Genomic DNA, 23,765 nt, shown 5'->3' with positions numbered 1-23,765 from the left:
TCTGGCTTAGGCTCAGGTTTTGGTTGTGGTTTTGGTTCTGGTTGCGGTTCTGGCTGTGGCTCAGGCTTAGGCTCAGGTTTTGGTTGAGGCTTAGGCTGAGGTTTAGGTTGTGGTTTTGGACATGGGATCGGTTTGATTGGATCGCAGTTGTAAGGTGGGCAAACCGGAACACATTTGTAGTTAGGAGTTTTTGCCGGTGGGCAGAAAGCCGCAATAGCAGAAACCAGACCGGTTACCGCGTTAACTACTGACACGCCGACGCTGGCAATGCTAGCGATGCTGCCGATAGAAACAGAAGATTTTGCTGCAGGAGCGCAGTAGTAAGAAGAGTAGGAAGCCTTAGGCGCGGGTGCGCAGTAAGAACTAACCAGGGGTCTAGTATAATACCCCCCGTAACAGTATGCCATAATAATTACTCCCAAAAGTTAATAAAATATTGGGTTGGCGGAACGAGCAAATCCGCCCTTGCCCAATTATTATTTTAGTAATATTTTGCAAAATATTTACTCAAAAATATCAAGCGGTAGAATTTACCGACAAAAGGACAGAAGCTCCCCTAATTTTAAATACCATTATCCTAATAATCATAAAAACATTAACATTGACTCACAATCTATTAACCAATATAACTGCTTAATCTATCTAGCTAAAACCTATATTTTAACTATAGTTATAGTATATTATTAAAACATTGATAAATAGTTACATTATAGATAGATAATATCGACTACTTACTCAAATACAGCCCTGTTTGTATTTTGTTCTACGCCAATAATGTGAATTTGTCGTATTTACACTATAATGACACGAACACCTATTCAACAGCTATCAGAGGAGATACTCAACCATGCGTACTTTATTGACCGGAGCCAAAGGCCAGCTTGCCCGTTGTCTGCGCGACCGCCTGCCCGAAGATTGGGAACTGATTGCTACCGACTCTACTTCGCTGGACATTACCGATACCGAAGCCGTGCATCACATGATCAAAAACTTCCAACCAGATGCCATCGTTAATGCCGCAGCTTACACTGCCGTCGATAAAGCAGAAGAAAACGCTGAAGCCGCTTTTGCCGTCAATGCAAGCGCTGTTCACAACCTGGCTGCAGCTGCCCGCGCCGCACACGCCCGCTTTATTCATATTTCCACTGATTATGTATTCGACGGCGAAGGCAAACGCCCTTACCGCGAAACCGACTATACCAATCCGCGCAGCACTTACGGTCAATCCAAAGTAGCAGGCGAGCTTTTGGCTTTAGCCGCGCATCCGGAAAGTACAATCGTCCGTACTTCATGGCTGTTTAGCGAATACGGCAACAATTTCGTTAAAACCATGCTGCGCCTTGCCAAAGAACGCGATTCCCTCTCCATTGTCCACGACCAAACCGGCTGCCCGACTTATGCAGGCGACTTGGCTCATGCCATCATCAGTTTATTGCAACAGCCCACTTCCCCACGCGGTATCTTCCATTACTGTGGCAATAAATCGGCAACATGGTACGAATTTACCAAAGCCATCTTTCAGACCGCCCACCAATTAGACGACAGCTTCCGCATTCCGGAACTGAACGCAATCACCACCGATCAATACCCCCTGCCCGCTCCGCGTCCGGCATACAGCATTATGGATTGCTCACGCCTCGAAACCGAGTTTGGTATCAAACCGTCCGACTGGCAAAAAGCCCTGCGCGAAATTCTCCGCAAAATCGACTGATAAGCTGATCCATCTATATCAAGGCCGTCTGAAAACATATTTTCAGACGGCCTCTTTGTTTCTTTTATATCAAATGCTTTATCTATCCAGTCTGTCATTTGAAAAGTGCTACAATAGCCGTTTATTTTACTTTTCAGACGGCCTGACAATATGTGCAACCATCATCCTAAACATTCACACGATAATGACACCATCCGCATCCGCGGCGCGCGTACACATAATTTGAAAAATGTCGATTTGGACATTCCGCGCCACAAGCTGGTGGTGGTCACGGGGCTGTCGGGCAGCGGCAAATCGTCGCTGGCGTTTGATACTTTATATGCCGAAGGCCAACGCCGTTATGTTGAAAGCCTTTCCGCCTATGCCCGTCAATTTTTGCAGATGATGGACAAACCTGATGTCGATTTGATCGAAGGCCTGTCGCCCGCGATTTCCATCGAGCAGAAATCCACCAGCCACAATCCGCGTTCCACTGTCGGCACGGTAACGGAAATCCACGATTACCTACGCCTTTTATACGCCCGCGTCGGCACCCCGTATTGCCCCGAACACAATCTGCCGTTGTCCAGCCAGACCGTGTCGCAAATGGTCGATGCCGTCTTAAAACTGCCTGAAGACACGCGCGTGATGATTCTTGCGCCGGCAGTGCGCGAACGTAAGGGCGAGTTTGTCGATTTCTTTGCCGACCTGCAGGCGCAGGGTTTTGCGCGGGTGCGCGTGGACGGCGAGGTCTATCAGCTTGACGAAGTGCCGAAGCTGGAAAAAAACATCAAACACAATATCGACGTCGTCATCGATCGCGTTAAAGTAAAAGCCGACATTAAACAACGGCTGGCAGAAAGTTTTGAAACCGCGCTACGCCACGGCAACGAGCGCGCGCTGGCAATGGAGATGGACAGCGGCGAAGAACATTGGTTTTCCGCGCGTTTTGCCTGTCCCGTATGTTCATACAGTCTGCCCGAATTAGAGCCGCGCCTGTTTTCCTTCAACAACCCGATGGGTTCTTGCCCGACTTGCGACGGCTTGGGCAATACCAACTTCTTCGATCCCGAAAAAGTGGTCGCGCATCCCGAATTATCCTTAGCCGCAGGCGCGATTGACGGCTGGGATAAGCGCAACCAATTCTATTTCCAAATGATTCAATCGTTAGCACGCCATTATGAGTTTGATGCGGATGCAGCATGGGAAACCCTGCCTGAAAAAGTCAAAAAAGTTGTCTTGCACGGCTCGGGCAAAGAAGTCATCGACTTCACATACCTGTCCGAACGCGGCACCACCTTCAACCGCAGCCATGCCTTTGAAGGCATCATCCCCAATCTCGAACGCCGCTACCGCGAAACCGACAGCGAAACCGTGCGCGAAAAACTGCGCGAATACCAAAACCACCGCGCCTGCCCAAGCTGCGGCGGCGCACGTTTGCGCAAAGAAGCGCGTTACGTTTACGTTAGCGGAGAACCCTTGCACGAAGTTTCCGCCTGGCCGCTGACCAAAACCCACCAATTCTTTGAAACGCTGGATTTGGACGGCAACAAAAAACAAATCGCCGAAAAAATCCTCAAAGAAATCACCGAACGCCTCGGCTTCCTGATTAACGTCGGACTGGATTACCTGAATCTCTCCCGATCCGCCGAAACCCTTTCCGGCGGCGAAGCCCAGCGCATCCGCCTTGCCAGCCAAATCGGCAGCGGCCTGACCGGCGTGATGTACGTTTTGGACGAACCCTCCATCGGCCTGCACCAGCGCGACAACGACCGCCTGCTCGCCACCCTCAAACGCCTGCGCGACTTGGGCAACAGCGTCATTGTGGTCGAACACGACGAAGATGCCATCCGCGAAGCCGATTTCGTCGTCGATATGGGTCCGGGCGCAGGCGAACACGGCGGCAACGTACTGATTGCCGACACCCCCGAAAATGTCGCCAAATGCGAAAATTCCGTTACCGGACAATACCTCAGCGGCAAAAAATCCATTGCCGTGCCGTCTGAACGCACGCCCGTCAATCCCGACCGAATACTCGTCCTCAAAGGCGCGCGCGGCAACAATCTCAAAAACGTTACCCTCGAACTGCCGCTCGGTTTGATTACCTGCATCACCGGCGTATCCGGCAGCGGCAAATCCACCCTGATTAACGACACCCTCGCCAAAATCACCGCCCGCGAACTCAACCGCGCCCAAGAAGAACCCGCCCCATACGACGACATCCGCGGCCTCGAACACCTCGACAAAGTCATCAACGTCGACCAATCCCCCATCGGCCGCACCCCGCGCTCCAACCCCGCCACCTACACCGGCCTGTTCACCCCCATCCGCGAACTCTTCGCCGGCGTACCCCTCTCACGCGAACGCGGCTACAACGTCGGCAGATTCTCCTTTAACGTCAAAGGCGGCCGCTGCGAAGCCTGCCAAGGCGACGGCGTGATTAAAGTCGAAATGCACTTCCTGCCCGACGTGTACGTCCCCTGCGAAGTCTGCCATGGCAAACGCTACAACCGCGAAACTCTCGAAATCCAATACAAAGGCAAAAACATCAGCCAAGTCCTCGACATGACCGTCGAAGAAGCCCGCGAATTTTTCGACGCCGTCCCCACCGTATCGCGCAAACTGCAAACCCTGATGGACGTAGGCCTCGGCTACATCCGTCTCGGCCAATCCGCCACCACCCTCTCCGGAGGCGAAGCCCAGCGCGTCAAACTCGCCCTCGAACTCTCCAAACGCGACACCGGCAGAACGCTCTACATCCTCGACGAACCCACCACCGGCCTGCACTTCGCCGACATCGCCCTGCTGCTGGAAGTCATAGGTCGTCTGAAAGGCAAAGGCAACTCGATTGTGATTATCGAGCATAATCTTGACGTGATTAAAACTGCCGATTGGATTGTGGATTTGGGGCCGGAAGGCGGTGATGGTGGGGGGAGGATTATTGCTTCAGGTAGCCCCGAGCAGGTGGCGAAGGTTAAGGGAAGTTATACTGGGAAGTATTTGAAGGTGATCTTGAAGTAAAGTGCGAGTATTAACCAGCTTGATTTGAAATTTAACAAATTAACTATGGAATTTAATTATGAGTAATGATACTTTTAAATTAATAATTCATGATGTAAAAAATATAAAGCATTTTGAGCATAAATTTTCTTTAGACAGTGGGATTTATATCATTTCTAGTGAAAATGGCAATGGCAAAAGCACAATATTATCAGCCATATCCCAATTAATTGGAAGAAAAATGGATTTTGGCACTGGATTAAATAAGGATCCTATGAGACGAAAGCCAAATAATGGTGCTTATATTCAGTACGAATACAATGAAACAATAAATAAATACGAATTTATTCCTGGTAGTAACCAATGGAGTATGAATAGGACGGATATTAGTCGTATTACTTTTGATGGCTTTTGTGAATTAAGTGTTATTTATGGCACACGATTTCTGTACCGACGAAGCGCAATAAAAAATCTGGAAAAAAAAATACAAGCACAAATTAATACAGCAACACTTGCAGACAATTGGATTACAGAAAAATTAGGAAAAATAATTAAGAATGATATCGATTTTTATAAAGGGAAATTGAAAAAAATAGATAAGACTAAATTGAAAGGACAAATTGGGGGGTTAAGCCAATCAAAACATAAGAATATATATGTATTAGACATTAGCGGAAATTTTGTTTTCCCATACGAATTTAGTACCGGTGAAAATTTAGTTTTAGGTCTGCTAGACTTTTTAAACCAATTCAGAAAAATTAAAGCGAAAAAGAAACGAGTGATTCTAATTGACGAGATTGAAATTGGTCTACACCCAACTGCTCAAAAAAATCTATTATCAGTATTAAATGAGCTTATTGTGGATGAACATAAAGATTTATGTGTATATTTATCTACACATAGTCCAACCATGATCACTAATATCCCGGATTCAAACAACTTATTTGAATTAAAAAAATGTGGGGATATATTGAAACTCTTAAATAAACCATCTTCAAGCATATTGAACACATTAACAAATGAGTTACATAAAGATAAATACATTTTTGTTGAAGATATTATGGCTAAATCATATATCGAAACAATACTTCATAGTGCCGATTATCGGCAAAAATATATAGTTTGCCCCATTGGTGGATATAATAATGTTTTGGAGGTATATTTCCAATTTCTGCCATTATTACGAGAAAAACTAATCTCTATAGTAGATGGCGATGCATATGAAGACATTATTTCAAAAATTGAAACACAAGTTCAAGAAGATTCATATTTATTCAATAGAAATAGAAATAGTAGTTTTAGTAAAATTGAAGAAAATTTCAACATGATTAAAAATAAACAGATTTTTGATATTCAAATCAAGTTAGAAAACAATCCTGAAATTAACTCACTACTAAGTAGATTCAGAATTGAATTAAATAATTATGATAAATGTAAAAATGAAGAAAATAAACTCAAAATAAAAAAAGAATTAAAGGAAATTCGAGATAACTTAAAAAATCAAGTACAAGAAATTATATTCTATAATAAATCCAAGCAAATTAACTGTTTACCTGTTGAATGCTTAGAAAAATTCTTTTTTAAAGATTGCATTAAAAATGACACTAATCGCCTAGAATTTACGAATAAAATTACTGAATTGCTCACTGATGTTGATGACAGAACACCGCAAAATATTATAAACAGTTTTGCAGAAAGCTCTGATTTAGGCAATTCTGATTTTTATAAAGAAAAATACAATGAATTTTATGACCAGTTACACTCACTAGCACCAAGTCTTATTACGAGTGAAACTTTTATAGAGAAGATAATTGCTCCTATGATTGAAACCGTTTATCCAGAGAAAGTCAGTGAGCTTAAGAGATTTTTATCAGAACATATCAATTAGCAAGCCGTAGCCTGCATTCACACCGACCGCGTGCGTGGCTGCGTCACACACCCTACCGATGAATCACTCGGAACTTCAAAGCCAATGTGTAGCAAGCCGTAGCCTGCATACTCAATCAACCGCGTGCGTGGCTACGCCACACACCCTACCTGTGAATTACACGGAACTTCAAAATCAACGTGTAGGATGTGTGCGGTACGCACGCACGCGGTTGTTTGATTGACGGTTTGCCGTTTCAACTTTTAACTTCGTTGAAGCTAGCGCTTTCAGCAAGCTGTAGCCCGCATGCCCAACCCACCGTATGAGTAGCTATGCCACACACCTCACTTGACTTTAAGGTTTATTTATCTAGAAATTATTTTGTCATCTTGACACATTAAAAAAATAAAATACAATCAAACATTTTTACTATTATCTCAAATTTAGGAGTAACCATTATCATGGGTATTAAAGACTTTCTCTCCACTCTGCTAAAACGAAAACAAGAAGAAGATAAAACAAAAATCCAAGTAAAACAAATTGTTGTGGAAATAGAACAAGAAAATTTAGCATCTACTCAAGACAACCAAGAATTAGAGCTAGAATCAGACGAAGACAATTCCGACATTCCTCAACCCGTACAAGAACTCAGCACTGTCATTAAAAGCATTCCCGGTATCAAACTTGCTGCGGTAAATCGCTATATGCTATTTGAAATCACATCGGATGATTTTACGCTTCCCATGTTTGGTGACTATCCTTTAGGTGCATTGAAACGGACTGATGGCGGTTTATCGGACGAAATCTTAATTTCAATCGACTTCATGATTACACGTGATGAAACGGGTTTGAAAGCATTAGAGTTTTTGTCATGGTGGGTACGCGACCATGCACGAGGTGGAGATAGTATCCAACTGCGCGCTCTGGCTCTTCCCCCAATCCCTGAGCAGTTTGGTAAAACGCTGACGTTCACCATTGACTATTTCTATACTGATCCTGAACAGGATATCGATAAACTACTGAATAGTATCCAAGAACTAGCCGATAGTTTAAACGATGCAAAAATACAGTATTTAAACCAATAAGCTCTGCCTGTACACTTTAGCAAACCGTAGCCTGCATACCCAACCAACCGCGTGCGTGGCTACGCCACACACCCTACCTATGAATTACGCGGAACTCCAAAATCAACGTGTAAGGTGTGTGCGGTACGCACGCACGCAGTTAGTTTGATTAACTGTTTGCTGTTGTACATTTTAACTTAGTTGAAACTAACACTTTCAGACGGCGTAAGAAATAACCGTCTGAAAACTGAAAAAGCTCATCTAAAATAACTACCCTAATTCACACAACAAAAAACGGATTCCAAATTATTGGAATCCGTTTTTCTGTAAAGCTTAGCCGTATTATTTAGCTTCTTCTTTAGCGTCTTCAGCAGCTTCTTTGGCATCTTCCGCTGCGTCTTTTGCTTCTTCTTTAGCCTCTTCAGCGACATCTTTGGCTTCTTCGGCTTTTTCTTCAGGAGTTTCTGCAGCAGGAACGCCTTTCAAAGCGTCCAAAGAAGTTTTACAGGTTGCATCGCGTTGGTCTGCAGGTAGGTTTTTCAACGCTTCTTTGGTTTGTTCGAAAGATTTTTGCATCATGTCTTTGGTTGCGGCATCTACGTCTTTAGTTGCTTCGGCAAATGCTTTTTCGTACTCGTCACAAACGGCAGAAGAAGATGAGCCTGAACCGCCGCCGCATGCTGACAGGGACAGAGCAGCCAACAAAGCTGCCAATAAAGCTGATGTTTTCATGTGTCTCTCACTTTTTTAAATTTAGGTTAAAGGACGTTATATGTTAATTCATTATATGAAGACGTCAAGAGTTTTGTTTAATTTAATCAAAACTATATCATTGAAAGAGCCAGCCTATCTCAACATGATCAAGGCCGTCTGAAGTTTCAGACGGCCTTAGCTTTTTTAAGTAATCCTTTTTTCAATGATTACGCCGCTTTACGGTGATAATGTCTGAGCGCGTGCTCTTTGCGTCGACCGCTACTGAATGCAGATACGCGTTTCAGGTAGCCGATCACTCGGGTGCCGTAGTCGATGTCGTGGCTACCGCAGGCGGAACAAGCGTGCAGGGTGCGTTTGTCGATATGACCGCATTCGTTGCAAATGGTGATGCGCACGTTCACGCAGAAGTAGTTGCAGCCGGTTTGCGCGGCGATGTCCAGCAGCGAGCGGTAGCCGGATTCGGGCAGGGCTTCGTCGAGGTTCAGGTGCAGCGCGGAGCCGCCGTCGAGCCAGTCCACCAGTTCTTTGCCGTGCAGCAGGAATTTGTCGAGCGCGTTGATTTCTTCGTCTTCGACGACGTAGAAATAGGAGTTGTAGCATTCACGGCTGACTTTATAGCCGTCGGCTTTGTCCCATTTGGCGTTTTTCACGCCGAGGTTTTCGGCGGGGACGAACTCAGTGTTGAACTTCACGCCGTAGTGTTTGCTGGCGGCTTGATTGGCTTCAAATATGGTTTTCAGACGGCCTTGGACAAAGTTGATGTAGTCGTCGTTGTAACCGACTTTAATGCCTTGCGATTCGGCGGCTTCCGCCATGCCATTGATGCCGATGGTGAGGAACTGTTTGTCCAGCATGATGAAGCCTGCATCGTAAACGGGCAGCATTCCGGCGGCTTGGTATTCTTCCATCAGTTTGCGGTAGGCGTATTGGTATTTGTGGATTTTGGCGACTTCGGCGGCAAGGTCGCGCCCGTCTTGTTCCAATCGGTTCATGTTAATGGTGATGACGTTGATGGAACCGGTCGCCACGCCGCCCGCGCCGAGTGTATAGCTGAAGGTGCGGTCTTCGATGGCGTTGCGCAGACGGCAGCAGGAAGCCAAGGAGTCGGGGTTGTCGGAAAGATAGACGAAGAAGGAATTGCCTTCCGCCAACTCTTTCGCCATTTCGTCGGCGAACACGGTGTCTTTGCATTTGCCGCCATCGGTCAGCATTGCGGCGGTCACGACGGGGAAGGTCAAAACGGCTTTGGTGCGTTCCTGATTAAACCATTTGAGGAAGAAGTTTTGCAGCTTCGCCACGCTCGCCCACACCGGTTTGCTGAAATCGGGGAAGACGAAATCGCCGAACATCGCATCGAAATAGTATTGATCGTAAACGGAAATATTCCAGAATACGCTCTGATAGCCGCGCGCGGCGGCGGGCTGGTTGATGCTGTATACCACCTGCTGCATATGGTTGGCGATTTCTTTGCCGTGGGTTTCCAAATAATCGTCGCCGTAGTCTTTGCGGGCGAAGTAGTCGAAATAAGTCAAAAATTCTACCGTCGCCACCGCGCCGGCAAACTGCGCGCTGATGGCAAACACGAGGTTGATAAACGAGCCGCAAAACGATGCCAGATGCTGCGGCGCTTTAGATTCGCCGCCGAGTTTGCTTAAGCCGTCGAGCAGGAAAGGATACAGCGTGACTGACACACAATAAGGCTTGAGGCTGGTTTCGTCGTGCACATAAATCTCATGTGCCTCAATCTGGCGGATGTATTCGTCGGCAACGGATTGGTCGAAAATTTCGGCGATTTTGCGCGACACTTGGGCGCGGTTAATCTGCACGAAAAAGTCTTTCATGATTTCCGCTTCCATCGTGGCGATGTTTTTCTGGGTAACGTTGGCATTGGCGTCCATTTTCGAGCCGTCCGCCGCGTTTTGCGCGCTGATGTAGTCGCGCATGAATTGTAGTTTTCCGTTTAACTGTTCGGGATGCAGCCGAATCATGTTAATTCTCCTGTATGGTTTGGATGATTTATTAAACAATGACGGTTGGGCCGTCTGAAACATCGCTGTCAGCGAATACAATAAATTCAATTTAAATCAGTGCAATACAGCATTGAGCTAAATTGAAGCCACTGGAAAAACTTTAGGCGCAGGTTTGTCTTTGATAAACAATCGGTTCAACACTTCGCCCGTACGCAAATCGATAAACTTCTGGTTGGTGGTCGGGCTGTCCAAGCCGCCCAGTTCCATCTGCCAGCGGCCGGTTTTCAGATACGTCAGATAAGGCAGGATGCCGTCTGAAACCGCCCCCAGCTCCTCACGCTCCAGGCCGGTGTACAAGCAGGCTTTCAAACCTTCCTGAGCAACAATAGCCAGTATTTTCTGTAAGGCTTCCGGCTGCCATTCCCCGCCCATAAACAACACGCAGCTGATTAATCCGCGATAGCGTTTCAGACGGCCTTTTAAATAATCCTCGGTCAATTCCGTGCCAATGCCCTCTCTCCATGTATCGGCACTGTGGCAACCTTTGCAACGCAGCGGACAGCCGGAAAACAGAAATGCCAACGACACTTCTCCGGGCACTTCCTGCCATACAATTTGCTCAACTGTAAATTTCAAGCTACTCATTGCAACACCATAAACACAAGATATGGTGCGAATTAAAACACAAGACTACTAGATATGGTATTTTTATTTAACAATGTATTTTACTTATATAATAGATTTTTATTATTTAACTAATTGCGAATTACTATAAAGTAGTAGTTTTAAACCAATAAAAAGGCCGTCTGAAATCATCTTTCAGACGGCCTCTATTTCAGGTTTTAGCCCCGATTCGAGCCTTTAACCATATCCATCAAAAACAATCGGCAATCCAAATTACCGTTAAACAGCGGAATCTTACGCTTCGGAGAAAGGCGCATAAATTTCGGCATATCTCGATCGCCGGTAAACATTCCGGCAAGCCAGCCTGCGTAATGCTGTTTCAACCATGTGCCCAGTTGCGGATAAAGCGCCTGTAAAGCCTGAATTTCGGCAAGGCGCACGCCATAAGGCGGATTGGAAATCATAATGCCGTGTTCGCCGTTCGGCCGCGCGGCTTGCGCATCTTGCACGTCAAAACGGATGAAATTATCCACTTCGGCGGCTTGGGCATTGGCCAATGCGGCGCGGATCATATAACGATCGTTGTCGCTGCCGGAAATTGGCGCGGCTGCCGGTTTGATTTGTTTTTCAGCTTCACGGCGCAGGGCTTGCCATTTTTCTTGGTCGAAGTTTTGCAGTTTTTCAAAACCAAAACGGCGCATCAAGCCCGGCGCACGGTGTGTCGCAATCCATGCAGCCTCAATGGCAATCGTGCCGCTGCCGCAAAACGGGTCTTGGAAAGGTTGCGTACCGTCGTAACCCGCCAAAAGCAGCAAACCTGCCGCCAAATTCTCTCTTAATGGCGCTTCGCCGGTATCCTGACGATAGCCGCGTTTGAAGAGTGCTTCGCCGGAAGTATCGATAAAGATTTCCACATTGCGTTCATCGATAAAGGCATGAATGCGGATATCGGGGTTGATTTTGCCCACGCTCGGACGCGCATCATAAATATCGCGGAAGGCATCGCAGACGGCATCTTTGATCTTCAAACCGACAAAATCCAAGCTTTTCACATTGGCGCGCTTGCCTTCGACTTTGACTTTAAAGGTCTGCTCCAGCTTAAACCAAACTGTCCAATGCAGATTTCGTGCCAGTTTGTAGATATCGTGTTCGCTGCGATAACCGCCTTTGGTCAAACGCAGTAAAACACGGCTGGCAACGCGCGAATGCAGGTTGATGCGATACACCTGCTCCATCGTGCCTTTACATGCCACACCGCCGTCAACAGCGCGGATATCCTGGCATGCCATGCTTTCGAGTTCCTGCGTCAAAGGCGCTTCCAAACCGCGAGGACAAGTGATAAAAAGTGAATAAACCGTCATATAAAACCTTTCCGGGTAGAGCTATCCGAACCACTCGGATAACAAATAAAAACAATATTATAGCCGAAAAACCAAAGGCCGTCTGAAACTTCAGACGGCCTTTGAATAAAGCTTGCTTAGTGATCCAAACTGTCAGTTTCCACCTTAACCGCTTTATCGGTTTTATCTTCCGGCAAAACCAAGTTCAACAATACCGCCATAATACCGCCGGCAGAAATTGAGTTTTGGAACAATACCGGCAGGTTTTTAAACACTTCCGGCTCAAATGCCACGCCCAAACCCAAACCGACAGAAGTTGCCGCGATGACCGCTTCACGACGGCGAATACCGTGGCTGACCAAAATCCGCACGCCTGCAATCGCAATCAGGCCAAACATCAACACCATCGCGCCACCCAAAACCGGACTCGGAATCGTAGTAAACGCTCGGCCGATGACAGGGAACAAACCCAACAATACCAAAATCGCCGCAATATATTTGCCCACATGGCGCGAAGCCACGCCGGTCATTTGAATCACGCCGTTGTTTTGCGCAAAAGTAGTCAAAGGCAAAGAACCCAACGCAGTCGCAATCACAGACACCAAACCATCTGCCAATACGCCACCGCGCAGACGTTTGGTGTATTCCTCACCTTCAATCGGCTGCTCGGAGACCATCGCAGTCGCCGTCAAATCACCTACTGCTTCAAATACGCTCAACAGGAAAATTGCACCGGCAACGATAAACGCGTGCCAATCAAATGCAAAGCCATATTTAAACGGAACAGGCAGGGTAATCAGCGGCAGGTTTTGCAGGGCGGAAAAATCTACTTTGCCCAAAAACAGCGCAACAATATAACCGACAATCAAACCCACCGCGATGCCACTCATACGCAGCAATGGATTTTTCAAGCAGTTGAAAACCAATACAATCAGCAACACCAGCGATGCCAGACCTAAGTTTTCCATCGAGCCGAACGTGCCGTCTGCTTTCGCACCGAAGCCGCCGCCGAAATCGGTAATACCGACATGCACCAAGCTCAAGCCGATCAGCATGACGACCACGCCGCTTACAGTCGGCGTAATCACTTTTTTCAAATAAGGCAAAAGCCAAGCGGAGAAGCACACCAAAAACGCGCCGACAAAGGAAACGCCCAAGAGCGTTGAAATCATCACATCTTCAGTCAAGCCGCCCTCTTTCATACTGGTACCGAGCGCAATCATCACGGTAACAAAAGAGAAGTTAACCGACTGAATCGATAACATACCCGAACCGACCGGCCCGAAACGGTTGACCTGCAAATAAGTACCGACACCGGAAGCCACCATCGCCATCGACACCAAATAAGCCGTCATTTCAACCGGCAGCTCCAACGCCCCGCCGACAATCAGTGCCGGAGTAATCATCGGAACAAAAATCGCCAGAAGGTGCGTAACCGCACTCAACAACGCATTCCCAAACGGCGGCTTGTCTTCCAAACCATAAACCAAATCAAGCGATTCCGCCTGTTTTTCAGTCATTCCGGCCATGTTGAACCTTCTCTCAAGAATCGTTAAAAAATATTAAGATGCGTATTTTAACCAATTTGAAATGTATCAGCAAATTCAAAACCATCAGGCCGTCTGAAAGTTCCGCCCAGCCGTTTTCAGACGACCTCAAACCGCCTTAACACATTTTAATTCTTGACATCATTTTTCTATCTAAAAACAAACAAACCAATGATTTAAAAATGTATTATTCATTAAGATAATGACAAGTCACCATTAAACAGCAAAGTCTCATAGCGGATATGTTTCACACAAACAACAAAGTAAGCTACAATCCGATGAATAATCCACCTACACCATAAAATTAAAGGTTTCCGTATGTTAAAAGGCAGTCTGGTTGCCCTGATTACTCCGATGAATCAAGACGGCAGCATCAACTACGAACAACTTCATGACTTAATCGACTGGCACATTGAAAACGGCACCGACGGCATCGTCGCAGTCGGCACCACCGGCGAGTCTGCCACCCTGCCTGTCGAAGAACATTTGGCCGTTATTGAAGCCACTGTCAAACACGTCAACAAGCGCGTTCCCGTTATCGCCGGTACAGGCGCCAACAATACTGTCGAAGCCATCGCCCTTTCCAAAGCAGCCGAGCAAGCCGGTGCGGACTACACCTTATCTGTTGTTCCCTACTACAACAAACCTTCGCAAGAAGGCATTTACCAACATTTCAAAGCCATCGCCGAAGCCACTTCGATTCCGATGGTTATCTATAATGTTCCCGGCCGTACCGTCGTCAGCATGAGCAACGACACTATTTTGCGTTTGGCCGAGATTCCGAATATCGTCGGTGTGAAAGAAGCCAGCAGCAATATCGGCAACAACATCGAATTGATCAACAGCGTTCCTGAAGGTTTTGCCGTTTTATCCGGCGACGACCCTACCGGCCTGCCTTTCATGCTGTGTGGCGGTCATGGCGTGGTAACCGTCGCAGCCAACGTTGCACCGAAACTCTTTGCCGATATGTGCCGAGCCGCCCTTGAGGGCGATATTGCGACCGCCCGTCGCCTAAACGAGCAACTTATCCCAATTTATAACACCATGTTCTGCGAGCCCAGCCCGGCCGCGCCCAAATGGGGCCTGAGCTTATTGGGCAAATGCGAACCCCATGTTCGTCTGCCTTTGGTAACACTGACCGAAGCCGGTCAAGCCAAAGTCCGAGCCGCTCTGGAAAAATCAGGACAAATCTGATCCGGAAATAAGGCCGTCTGAATCCCAAACACCCTTTTCAGACGGCCTCCCTGTTAAGAACTTCATCCACAGGAAAACAAGATGACCTATATCAAACCCATCGTAGTAGCCCTCGCCCTGATTAGCATGACTGCCTGTTCCGGCAGCAAAAAAGAACAACCCAAACTCGACTATCAAAGTCAATCGCACCGCTTGGTCAAACTGGAAGTACCACCTGATTTGAACAACCCAGACCAAGGCAACCTCTATCAATTACCGGCAGGCAGCGGCGCCGTCCGCGCCAGCGATTTCAACAAACGCCGCACCCAAGCCGTACAGCAGCCTGCCAATGCAGAAGTCTTGAAATCCGTTAAAGGCGTACGCCTTGAGCGTGACGGCAACCAACGCTGGTTGGTCGTCGATGGCAAATCGCCTCGCGAAATTTGGCCTTTGCTGAAAGTGTTCTGGCAAGAAAACGGTTTCGACATCAAATCTGAAGAACCAGCCATCGGCCAAATGGAAACCGAGTGGGCTGAAAACCGAGCCAAAATCCCTCAAGACAGCCTGCGCCGCCTGTTGGATAAAGTCGGCTTGGGTGGCATCTACTCTACCAGCGAACGCGACAAGTTCATCATCCGCATCGAACAAGGTAAAAACGGTTCGACCGACATCTTCTTCGCCCACAAAGGCATGAAAGAAGTTTATGCCGACCGCAAAAAAGACACCACCATGTGGCAGCCAAGCGAGAGCGACCCTAACCTCGAAGCCGCATTCCTCGCCCGCTTTATGCAATACTTGGGCGTTGACGGTCAGCAAGCCGAACAGGCTCTGACCCAAAGCGTTGCCGCTCGCAGCAATGCTTCTGAATTGGCGCGTGTGGACAACGGCACTCTGTTGCTGGCAGGCGATTACGGCCGTAACTGGCGCCGTACCGCTCTTGCGCTCGACCGCATCGGCCTGACTGTCATCGGTCAAAATGCCGAACGCCGCGCTTTCTTGGTTCAACAAGCGCCAACTGAAGGCGAAGCAGTTGCCAATAAAAAACCGGGTCTGCTCAAACGCGTATTTGGCAAAGGCAAAGCAGAAGCGCCAAAAACGTATCCTGAAATCATCGTCTATGTTGAGCCTATCAACAATGGCGCACGCCTCCATCTGTTGAACAAAGACGGCAGCCCATACAAAGGCAGCGATGCCTCCACATTGTTGAGCCGCCTGCACACAGAATTGCGTTAATCCGTTATTCAACTTAAGGCCGTCTGAAATATTCAGACGGCCTTTTTAACAATTCCGACATGGTTTCAAATTCTCAATCTGACGTTATAATCAAAACATTTTCCCCTTACCCAAGCTGCCATGACCCGACAAAAAGCCTATCTGCTCCTGACCGCCCTATTTACCCTGATGTTTATCGTACTGATTCTGTTGGGCGCTTATCTTCTGAGCATTCACAGCAAACAATTTGCCGTTGCCTCCTTTCTGTTTGCCTTTGCCGCCGTTTTTGCCCAAATCGGCAGCCTTGCCCTTTACATCCGCCACAAAGCACGCGCGCAAATGGCCCGTATGTAGCAAACCGAAACCCATTAAGGAAAAACCATGTTTGAAAAAATCGTCCTTGCCAGTGGCAACACAGGCAAACTCAAAGAATTTTCTCGCCTCTTTGCCGACTTAAACATCGAAGTCCTGCCACAATCGCAGTTCAATACGCCCGAATGCCCCGAGCCGTACCATACCTTTGTTGAAAATGCCCTGGCTAAAGCACGTCATGCCGCCAAATACAGCGGCTTACCGGCACTTGCCGACGATTCAGGCATCTGCACCAACACCTTAAACGGCGCACCCGGCATTTTCTCCGCACGTTATGCAGGCGAAAACCCCAAATCCGATGCCGCAAACAATGCCAAACTGTCTGCCGATCTTGCCGATAAAGACGATAAAAGCTGTTACTACGTCTGCGTGCTCGTCCTCGTCCGCCACGAAAACGACCCGCAGCCCATCATCGCCGAAGGCATCTGGCGCGGACAATGGCAGGCAGAAGCAGCCGGCACAAACGGCTTCGGCTACGACCCGCATTTCTATCTGGCTGAACACGGTTGCACCGCCGCCGAGCTTAACCCTGAAATCAAAAATGCCGAAAGCCACCGCGCTCAAGCATTGCGTGAACTATTAAGAAAAATCGAATCCTTATAAATCAATAACAGGCCGTCTGAAGCCTTCAGACGGCCTACCTCACATTCATTCCCATGCCCAAGCCCACACCTGAAGAATTGGCAGCCTTTGCAAAACACGTTGCTGCCTTTATCCCGACTACGCCTGACGAACTTCTTCAACTCATTGACAGTCAAGAAGCTGCTATCGTCTTTCTAGGCAAACCAAGCTGTTCATACTGTCGCCGTTTTGTTGCAAAACTGTCTACCGTTTCCTTAAACAAACAGCTTACCATCCACTTTACCGACAGCAGCAACAAAGCAGCTTTAAAAACTTTTCGTGAACAACACGGCATCCAAACTGTTCCCGCTCTACTCAAAATCTCACAAGGCAAAATAAAAGCCGTCTGCAATTCCAAATTATCAGAAGAAGAAATTGAAGCCTTTTTGAGCGCTTAGACTTCGCAAATTTCCTACTGATTACTTTCCCTGCCGACATTTCAGTTAAAATAACGGCCTAAAAATTTCAGACAGCCTTGAGCCTCAACACATACCATGACCCAAATCACTTTCCAACGCCCCGGCCAGCTAACCGCCCTGCCTCCTTTATCACTCTATATCCACATCCCGTGGTGCATCAAAAAATGCCCATATTGCGACTTTAATTCCCACAGCCTGAAAAACGGCCTGCCGGAAGAAGCCTATATCGATGCCCTATTAACCGACTTGCAACTTGAATTGCCCAATATTTGGGGCAGACCGGTGGAAACCATATTTTTCGGCGGCGGTACACCCAGCCTGTTTCAAGCGAAATCGATTGACCGTTTGTTAAGCGGCGTGCGCTCGCTGTTGCGCTTGCAACCCGAAGCGGAAATTACTTTAGAAGCGAACCCCGGCACATTTGAAATTGAGAAGTTTCAAGGATTTAAAGACGCAGGTATTACGCGCCTGTCTATCGGCGTACAAAGTTTTAATGACGATATGCTTACTCGATTGGGACGCGTTCACAACGGCAAAGAAGCCCTGACAGCCATTGATACTGCCTTGAAATTATTTGAAAAAGTTAATATCGATTTGATGTATGCCCTACCAAACCAAACCGTTCAGACAGCCTTAAACGATGTGCAAACCGCTATTGCAACAGGCGTATCTCATATCAGCGCATATCATCTGACCATGGAACCGAACACGCCTTTCGGTCATACGCCGCCAAAAGGATTGCCTCAAGACGAAGCGGCATTGGATATTGAAGATGCCGTACACGGAGAATTGGAAGGCGCAGGCTTTATCCACTATGAAACATCGGCTTTTGCAAAACCTGGTATGCAGTGCCGCCATAATTTGAACTACTGGCAGTTCGGCGATTACTTAGGGATAGGCGCGGGCGCGCACGGCAAAATCTCCTATCCCGACCGTATTGAGCGAACTGTCCGCCGTCGTCATCCCAACGACTATCTTGCCGCCATGCAAAGCAATCCGCATGAAGCAGTTGAACGCAAAACCGTTGCTGCCGAAGACCTTCCATTCGAGTTCATGATGAACGCCCTACGCCTGACCGACGGCGTACCTGCCGCAATGCTGCAAGAACGTACCGGCGTACCTACTGCAAAAATCATGGCACAAATCGAAACCGCCAGACAAAAAGGCCTGCTTGAATCAGACCCGACCGTGTTCCGCCCGACCGAACAAGGCCGTTTGTTCTTAAACGACTTGTTACAGTGTTTTTTATAAGTGCGATTTTACAACAGCTGACACATTTTTAGATTTGCTTAATTTACGACAAGAAAATACAATTAGAATAATTGTTGGGAACGACCAACCCCGGCGATTATCCACTACTTCTAATCCTACATTAAGGACAAAACAATGAAAAAAGTTCTGGTAACACTGATTGCTCTTTCCCTGCCTACATTTGCATTGGCTGATGCAACCAAAGGTTTTTATGTTCAAGCTGATGCTGGTCATGCTACTGTAAAACTAAAAGCTGATAATGCCAGTGGTTCGGTTAAAGGCTTTAGTCCACGTGTTTCTGCCGGTTACGATTTCGGCGATTTCCGTGTTGCCGCTGACTATACCCACTATAAATCTAAAAATTTCAAAGGTTCTTCTTCTGAAGTAGAAGCCAAATACCATAGTGTCGGTGTTTCTGCTATTTATGACTTTGATCTACAAGCTCCTGTGAAACCTTATGTAGGTGCTCGCGTGGCTCTTAACCATTCTACTCATAAATTGCAAACAGCCAATTCATACTATGAACGCAAAGATACTAAAACCGGCGTGGGTGTACTGGCTGGTGTAAGTTACGATGTAACTCAAAATGTAGCATTGGATGCAGGCTATCGCTATAACCACTGGAGCAAGATCAATAACGTTAAGCTCCATACTCACGAAGTATCTGCCGGTGTACGCGTAACCTTCTAATATTTGAATACTTGACATGAAGCAATCATTGCTTCAAATATCAAGTAACAAAAGGCCGTCTGAAACCTGTTGCTCAGGATTTCAGACGGCCTTTTAACTTCCTTAAATATATCTAACTTTTTGCTGTTTTTACTTTTTCTGCAAACCACAACGCTGCAGCCGTGCCTGCCATATCGGCAATACCGTCCGCGATCGAACCTTGGCGCGTAGCAGTCAGAAATGCCTGAGCCAGCTCACTTCCTACTGCAAACAATAAAGCGGCAAACAGAATGCCTTTATAGGGAATAGTCCTATTGTCTTGTATAAACATTTTTGCACACAACCATGCCTGACCGAAAAACAGTCCGAAATGGCCGACTTTATCAAAATGGGGAAATGGTGGAGCACTATTGCCGCCCTCTTTGAAAAGCAAGGCATAAATGGCGGCGGCAAACCAAATCAAGGCAGCGACAGTAAATTTGTTTAACGGCAAGGCTTTCATTTGTCGCCCTCTTCATCCAGCCATATTTGGCAGATATCTGCCAAGCGGACAAATTTCCCACCCCGCGCCTTCAAAATATCACGCCATTGTGCCACTTCTTCTGCATCCGGGGCATCTTCAATACTGCATTCGTAAAGGCAGAAGTCTAATGTTTCGCCAACAATGCCTGGGGCTTCGGTCTGCATAAGGCTGGTCAGTTCGTTCATATTTACTGTTTCTTTGATTCGTTTATCACTAGTCAGACGCGCTGCCTGTTTTCAGGCCGTCTGAACATGATGTGCAAGGCTGCCCATTCGGCTTACTTACTGTGTAAAAACCGTGTTGCCTCTTCCCATTCACCATTCAACACGGCCGGCAATCCTTGCAGGGATTTGGCGATGGAGGCATCAATTTGCTGTCTGTGTTCCGCTGACGGTTTATTCAGCACATAACCGACAACCAGATTACGGTCGCCCGGATGATCAATACCCAAGCGCAGGCGGTAGAAATTAGGCGTACCCAAACGAGCCTGAATGTCTTTAAGGCCGTTGTGTCCGCCGTTGCCGCCGCCAAGTTTGAATTTGATACGGCCGCATGGAATATCCAGCTCGTCATGAACCACCAAGATTTCCTCCGGCTTGATTTTGTAAAACTGAGCCAAAGCGGCAACGGCCTGACCGGAGCGGTTCATAAAGGTCATGGGTTTGAGCAGCCAAACATCACCATCAGGCGTAGTGGCGCGTGCTACTTCGCCGTAAAATTTCTTTTCATCTTTAAAATTAACTTTCCATTTCCACGCCAGTTCGTCCAACAGCCAAAAGCCGACATTGTGGCGCGTTTGTTCGTATTCTTGGCCTGGATTGCCCAAACCGACGATTAATTTAATTTTCAAGCTCATTACTGTTCTTTCAGTTTGACAGGCTGTCTGAAAAAGTTTCAGACGGCCTTCGATTTATTCTTGCCGGCGCGTTTACGTCGCGCTTCTTTCGGATCAATCAACAATGGACGATAGACCTCAATCCGATCGCCATCGCGCAACGCTGTCTCGTCTTTCACGGCCTTGCCGAAAATACCCAAAGGCGCTTGCTGTAAATCCAACTCTGGGAACTCCACCTCCAAACCGCTTTGCAGGGCAGCTTCGCGTACGGTTGTACCTTCGGCAACGGTCATGCTTTTCAACACTTGCCTATCGGCCAGTCCGTAAACAATTTCAATCTCAAGCATAGCGGCGGTCGGCCTCTTTAATAAAAGCATCCACCAGCGTACCGGCAAGATGGCCGAACACCGGGGAAATCATGGCAGAAAGTACGGCATTGGAGAAATCGTATTCTAATCTGAATTCAACTTTGCACATATCATCGCCCAAATCAATAAATTTCCAAGTGCCGCGTAGGGTTTTAAACGGCCCTTCGAGCAAATCCATGCGGATTTCCTGCCCTGTGATATTGTGGTTATGCGTCGCAAACGACTGCTTGACGCGCATATAGTCCATAAACAGGCGCGCTTTTAGCTCATTGCCTTTGCGTTCGATGACTTCGGTCTTGCTGTACCACGGCAAAAATTTTGGATAGTCCTCAACTTTGTCCACCAGCTCAAACATTTCCTTAGCGCTATGCAGCACCAATACGTTTTTCTCGACTTTTTTCATGTTGGTTGTAGACCTTGTTTTTGAATATTCGGGGTTCAGATGGCATGATTTAGAAAAATATCTGCCCTACTTTGGGACAAAATTCCTAATTTAAACCGCTTCGCCATTTTGTTTCGCTTCCAGCCATTCCCAGCGTTCCAGCTTTTCCAAAAGCGACATCTCAATTTCTTCAGCCCTGCTTTGCAATGCACCTGCTTTTTCGTAATCTTTGAAAATTTCAGGATCGGAAAGCTGGGTATTGATTTCAGCCTGCTCGGTTTCCAAGGCGGCGATTTCGTCGGGCAGGGCGTCGAGTTCGCGTTGTTCTTTGTAGGAAAGTTTGACCGTGCGGTTGGCTTTGGGTTTGGCTTTTTCCGGTTCTGCGGTTATTTTCGGCGCAGCGGTCGTCTGAATTTTCTCTTCGCGTGATTTTGCGTCGATATAGTCCTGATAGCCGCCGATGTATTCTTTCAGACGGCCTTGTCCTTCGAAAACAATGCTTTGGGTAATTACGTTATCAAGGAACATACGGTCGTGCGAGACGAGGAATACCGTGCCCTGGTAATCGCGCAGCAGGTCTTCGAGCAACTCTTGGGTGTCGATGTCCAAGTCGTTGGTCGGTTCGTCCAAGACCAGGATATTGGCGGGGCGGGTAAAAAGTTTTGCCAGCAGGAGGCGGTTACGTTCGCCGCCGGAGAGCGATGAGACGGGGCTTTGCGCGCGGGCAGGATGGAACAGGAAATCTTCCAGATAGCTCATGACGTGTTTTTTCTTGCCGCCGATTTCGACGTAATCGTTGCCTTGTCCGAGCGTGTAAAACACGGTGTCGTTTTCGTTCAACGCGCTGCGGAACTGGTCAAAATAGGCGACTTCCTGCTTGCTGCCGATGCGGATTCTGCCGTAGGTCGGCTGCAATTCGCCCAGAATCAGCTTGAGGAAGGTGGTTTTGCCGATACCGTTTGGGCCGATTAAGCCGATTTTGTCACCGCGCTGCAAGATGGCGGAAAATTTGTCCATGATGACTTTGTCGCCATAGGCAAACGAGGCGTGTTCCAGCTCGGCGATGATTTTGCCGCTTTTCTCGCCGCTGTCGAGTTTGAAGTTGACCTGTCCTTGTACGTTGCGGCGTTCGGCACGCTGGCGGCGCAGTTCTTCCAAACGGCGCACGCGGCCTTCGTTGCGGGTACGGCGCGCTTCGATGCCTTTGCGTATCCACGCTTCTTCCTGAGCGTGGAATTTGTCGAAGAGGCGGTTATGTTCCGCTTCTACTGCCAACTCTTGCGCTTTTTTTTCGCTGTATTTGGAGAACGAGCCGGGATAGGAGCGCAATATACCGCGATCGAGTTCGACGATTCGCGTAGCGATGTTGTCCAAAAAACGGCGGTCATGGGTAATCACGACCAGGCTGCCTTCAAACGCTTTGAGCAGGTTTTCCAGCCAGATAATCGCGTCTATGTCCAAATGGTTGGTCGGCTCGTCCAGCAGCAATACGTCGGGCTTCTGCACCCAAGCCTGCGCCAGGGCGACGCGTTTTTTCTGCCCGCCGGAAAGATTGCCGATTTTTTCGTTTTCCGGCAAACCGAGTTCGCCCAAAGTCTGCTTCACCGCCGCATCCAGCTTCCAGCCGTCCTTCGCTTCGATTTCAAGCTGTAATTCGTTGAGTTCTTTCAATAAGGTTTCACTTGAACCATTTTCCAACTCATGGCTGACGCGGTGGTAACGGCGCAGCAAATCGCGAATTTCGCCCAAACCTTCGGCAACGGTGTCGAATACGGTAGCTTCTTTGTCGAAAAACGATTCCTGCGGCACATAAACGATTTTGAGGTTGTTTTGAACGATAATCTGCCCGTCGTCGAGCTTCTGCACGCCGGCGAGGATTTTCAGAAACGAAGACTTACCCGCGCCGTTGCGGCCGATTAAGCCGATTTTTTCGCCGCTGTCGAGTTGGAAGGAAGTTTTGTCGAGCAAGGCGACATGGCCGACGGCAAAAGAAGCATTTTCTACGGATAAGATATTCATGGGGAAACTTCAAAAAAGAAAAGGGGGACATTTTAACCGATTATCGGCAGATATTTGCCGACAATCATATGAAATTGAAAGTATCAGGCCGTCTGAAAGCAGTTT

22 protein-coding genes are annotated in these 23,765 nt (G+C 47.6%); 11 read left to right on the top strand and 11 right to left on the bottom strand.

From position 1 onward, the window contains the following. Positions 1 to 847 precede the first annotated feature (847 nt). The 4 genes from rfbD to HMPREF3022_RS11810 all read left to right on the top strand — a co-directional run bounded on the left by rfbD (position 848) and on the right by HMPREF3022_RS11810 (position 7,642). Positions 848 to 1,711 carry a dTDP-4-dehydrorhamnose reductase gene (rfbD, locus tag HMPREF3022_RS08120; protein ID WP_070765413.1) on the top strand — a complete coding sequence of 288 codons (864 nt, stop codon included), beginning with the start codon at positions 848 to 850 and terminating at the stop codon, positions 1,709 to 1,711. A gap of 150 nt (positions 1,712 to 1,861) precedes the next feature. Then, entirely contained in the window at positions 1,862 to 4,711 is a 2,850-nt protein-coding gene (gene uvrA / locus HMPREF3022_RS08115) for an excinuclease ABC subunit UvrA (RefSeq protein WP_070765412.1), read from the top strand. 58 nt (positions 4,712 to 4,769) lie between these two features. Then, complete coding sequence (locus HMPREF3022_RS08110; RefSeq protein ID WP_049333741.1) at positions 4,770 to 6,578, top strand: AAA family ATPase; 1,809 nt, start codon at positions 4,770 to 4,772, stop codon at positions 6,576 to 6,578. Positions 6,579 to 7,018: 440 nt separating this feature from the next. Further along, positions 7,019 to 7,642 carry a hypothetical protein gene (locus tag HMPREF3022_RS11810; protein ID WP_204372405.1) on the top strand — a complete coding sequence of 208 codons (624 nt, stop codon included), beginning with the start codon at positions 7,019 to 7,021 and terminating at the stop codon, positions 7,640 to 7,642. A 321-nt stretch (positions 7,643 to 7,963) separates the two neighbouring features. Here HMPREF3022_RS11810 and HMPREF3022_RS08100 read toward each other — a convergent pair whose 3' ends face one another. The 5 genes from HMPREF3022_RS08100 to HMPREF3022_RS08080 form a co-directional block, all read right to left on the bottom strand. Next, positions 7,964 to 8,353: a DUF5339 family protein gene (locus HMPREF3022_RS08100; RefSeq protein WP_049333740.1), complete on the bottom strand. Its 390-nt coding sequence runs from the start codon at positions 8,351 to 8,353 to the stop codon at positions 7,964 to 7,966. A 188-nt stretch (positions 8,354 to 8,541) separates the two neighbouring features. Next, entirely contained in the window at positions 8,542 to 10,386 is a 1,845-nt protein-coding gene (gene nrdD, locus HMPREF3022_RS08095) for an anaerobic ribonucleoside-triphosphate reductase (RefSeq protein WP_079454273.1), read from the bottom strand. Positions 10,387 to 10,440: 54 nt separating this feature from the next. Further along, the gene (nrdG, locus tag HMPREF3022_RS08090; protein WP_049333736.1) at positions 10,441 to 10,950 is read right to left on the bottom strand and encodes an anaerobic ribonucleoside-triphosphate reductase activating protein; all 510 of its coding nucleotides are present in this window, start codon (positions 10,948 to 10,950) and stop codon (positions 10,441 to 10,443) included. A 197-nt stretch (positions 10,951 to 11,147) separates the two neighbouring features. Next, entirely contained in the window at positions 11,148 to 12,290 is a 1,143-nt protein-coding gene (locus HMPREF3022_RS08085; RefSeq protein WP_049333734.1) for a THUMP domain-containing class I SAM-dependent RNA methyltransferase, read from the bottom strand. A gap of 116 nt (positions 12,291 to 12,406) precedes the next feature. Beyond that, positions 12,407 to 13,798, bottom strand: coding sequence for a nucleobase:cation symporter-2 family protein (locus tag HMPREF3022_RS08080; protein ID WP_049333733.1), 1,392 nt, complete (start codon positions 13,796 to 13,798; stop codon positions 12,407 to 12,409). Positions 13,799 to 14,134: 336 nt separating this feature from the next. Here HMPREF3022_RS08080 and dapA point away from each other — a divergent pair, with 336 nt between their 5' ends. The 7 genes from dapA (at position 14,135) to HMPREF3022_RS08045 (ending at position 19,554) form a co-directional block, all read left to right on the top strand. Further along, positions 14,135 to 15,010 carry a 4-hydroxy-tetrahydrodipicolinate synthase gene (gene dapA, locus HMPREF3022_RS08075; RefSeq protein WP_049333731.1) on the top strand — a complete coding sequence of 292 codons (876 nt, stop codon included), beginning with the start codon at positions 14,135 to 14,137 and terminating at the stop codon, positions 15,008 to 15,010. Positions 15,011 to 15,091: 81 nt separating this feature from the next. Beyond that, positions 15,092 to 16,222: an outer membrane protein assembly factor BamC gene (gene bamC, locus HMPREF3022_RS08070; protein WP_049333729.1), complete on the top strand. Its 1,131-nt coding sequence runs from the start codon at positions 15,092 to 15,094 to the stop codon at positions 16,220 to 16,222. Between the two features lie 120 nt (positions 16,223 to 16,342). Beyond that, the gene (locus HMPREF3022_RS08065; RefSeq protein WP_049333727.1) at positions 16,343 to 16,555 is read left to right on the top strand and encodes an NGO_0222 family membrane protein; all 213 of its coding nucleotides are present in this window, start codon (positions 16,343 to 16,345) and stop codon (positions 16,553 to 16,555) included. 27 nt (positions 16,556 to 16,582) lie between these two features. Continuing rightward, positions 16,583 to 17,176 (top strand): RdgB/HAM1 family non-canonical purine NTP pyrophosphatase, encoded by a 594-nt coding sequence (rdgB, locus tag HMPREF3022_RS08060; protein ID WP_049333725.1) that lies wholly within the window; start codon positions 16,583 to 16,585, stop codon positions 17,174 to 17,176. Positions 17,177 to 17,229: 53 nt separating this feature from the next. Continuing rightward, positions 17,230 to 17,592, top strand: coding sequence for a thioredoxin family protein (locus HMPREF3022_RS08055; protein WP_049333722.1), 363 nt, complete (start codon positions 17,230 to 17,232; stop codon positions 17,590 to 17,592). 96 nt (positions 17,593 to 17,688) lie between these two features. Beyond that, complete coding sequence (gene hemW / locus HMPREF3022_RS08050) at positions 17,689 to 18,864, top strand: radical SAM family heme chaperone HemW (RefSeq protein WP_049333720.1); 1,176 nt, start codon at positions 17,689 to 17,691, stop codon at positions 18,862 to 18,864. 135 nt (positions 18,865 to 18,999) lie between these two features. Beyond that, positions 19,000 to 19,554 carry an opacity family porin gene (locus tag HMPREF3022_RS08045; protein ID WP_049333718.1) on the top strand — a complete coding sequence of 185 codons (555 nt, stop codon included), beginning with the start codon at positions 19,000 to 19,002 and terminating at the stop codon, positions 19,552 to 19,554. 112 nt (positions 19,555 to 19,666) lie between these two features. Here the strand turns inward: HMPREF3022_RS08045 and HMPREF3022_RS08040 are convergent, their stop codons facing one another. From HMPREF3022_RS08040 to HMPREF3022_RS08015, 6 genes are all read right to left on the bottom strand, one after another. Beyond that, positions 19,667 to 20,035: a VanZ family protein gene (locus HMPREF3022_RS08040; RefSeq protein WP_049333717.1), complete on the bottom strand. Its 369-nt coding sequence runs from the start codon at positions 20,033 to 20,035 to the stop codon at positions 19,667 to 19,669. Further along, positions 20,032 to 20,241, bottom strand: a complete 210-nt coding sequence (locus HMPREF3022_RS08035) for a hypothetical protein (RefSeq protein ID WP_049333715.1) — start codon at positions 20,239 to 20,241, stop codon at positions 20,032 to 20,034. Before HMPREF3022_RS08035 ends, HMPREF3022_RS08040 begins: the two co-directional genes overlap by 4 nt. A 92-nt stretch (positions 20,242 to 20,333) precedes the next feature. Beyond that, positions 20,334 to 20,912, bottom strand: coding sequence for an aminoacyl-tRNA hydrolase (gene pth, locus HMPREF3022_RS08030; RefSeq protein ID WP_049333713.1), 579 nt, complete (start codon positions 20,910 to 20,912; stop codon positions 20,334 to 20,336). Positions 20,913 to 20,950: 38 nt separating this feature from the next. Then, positions 20,951 to 21,238, bottom strand: a complete 288-nt coding sequence (locus HMPREF3022_RS08025; protein WP_049333711.1) for an RnfH family protein — start codon at positions 21,236 to 21,238, stop codon at positions 20,951 to 20,953. After that, on the bottom strand, positions 21,231 to 21,662 hold the full coding sequence (locus HMPREF3022_RS08020; RefSeq protein ID WP_049333708.1) for a type II toxin-antitoxin system RatA family toxin: 432 nt from the start codon (positions 21,660 to 21,662) through the stop codon (positions 21,231 to 21,233). The genes HMPREF3022_RS08025 and HMPREF3022_RS08020 overlap by 8 nt, the downstream gene beginning before the upstream one ends. 90 nt (positions 21,663 to 21,752) lie before the next feature. Beyond that, positions 21,753 to 23,660: an ATP-binding cassette domain-containing protein gene (locus HMPREF3022_RS08015; RefSeq protein ID WP_049333706.1), complete on the bottom strand. Its 1,908-nt coding sequence runs from the start codon at positions 23,658 to 23,660 to the stop codon at positions 21,753 to 21,755. Between the last annotated feature and the right edge of the window lie 105 nt (positions 23,661 to 23,765).

The sequence above is a fragment of the Neisseria sp. HMSC065C04 genome (assembly GCF_001815375.1).
GTDB lineage: Bacteria > Pseudomonadota > Gammaproteobacteria > Burkholderiales > Neisseriaceae > Neisseria > Neisseria flavescens_D.
This window is presented reverse-complemented; position numbering and strand designations above follow the sequence as displayed.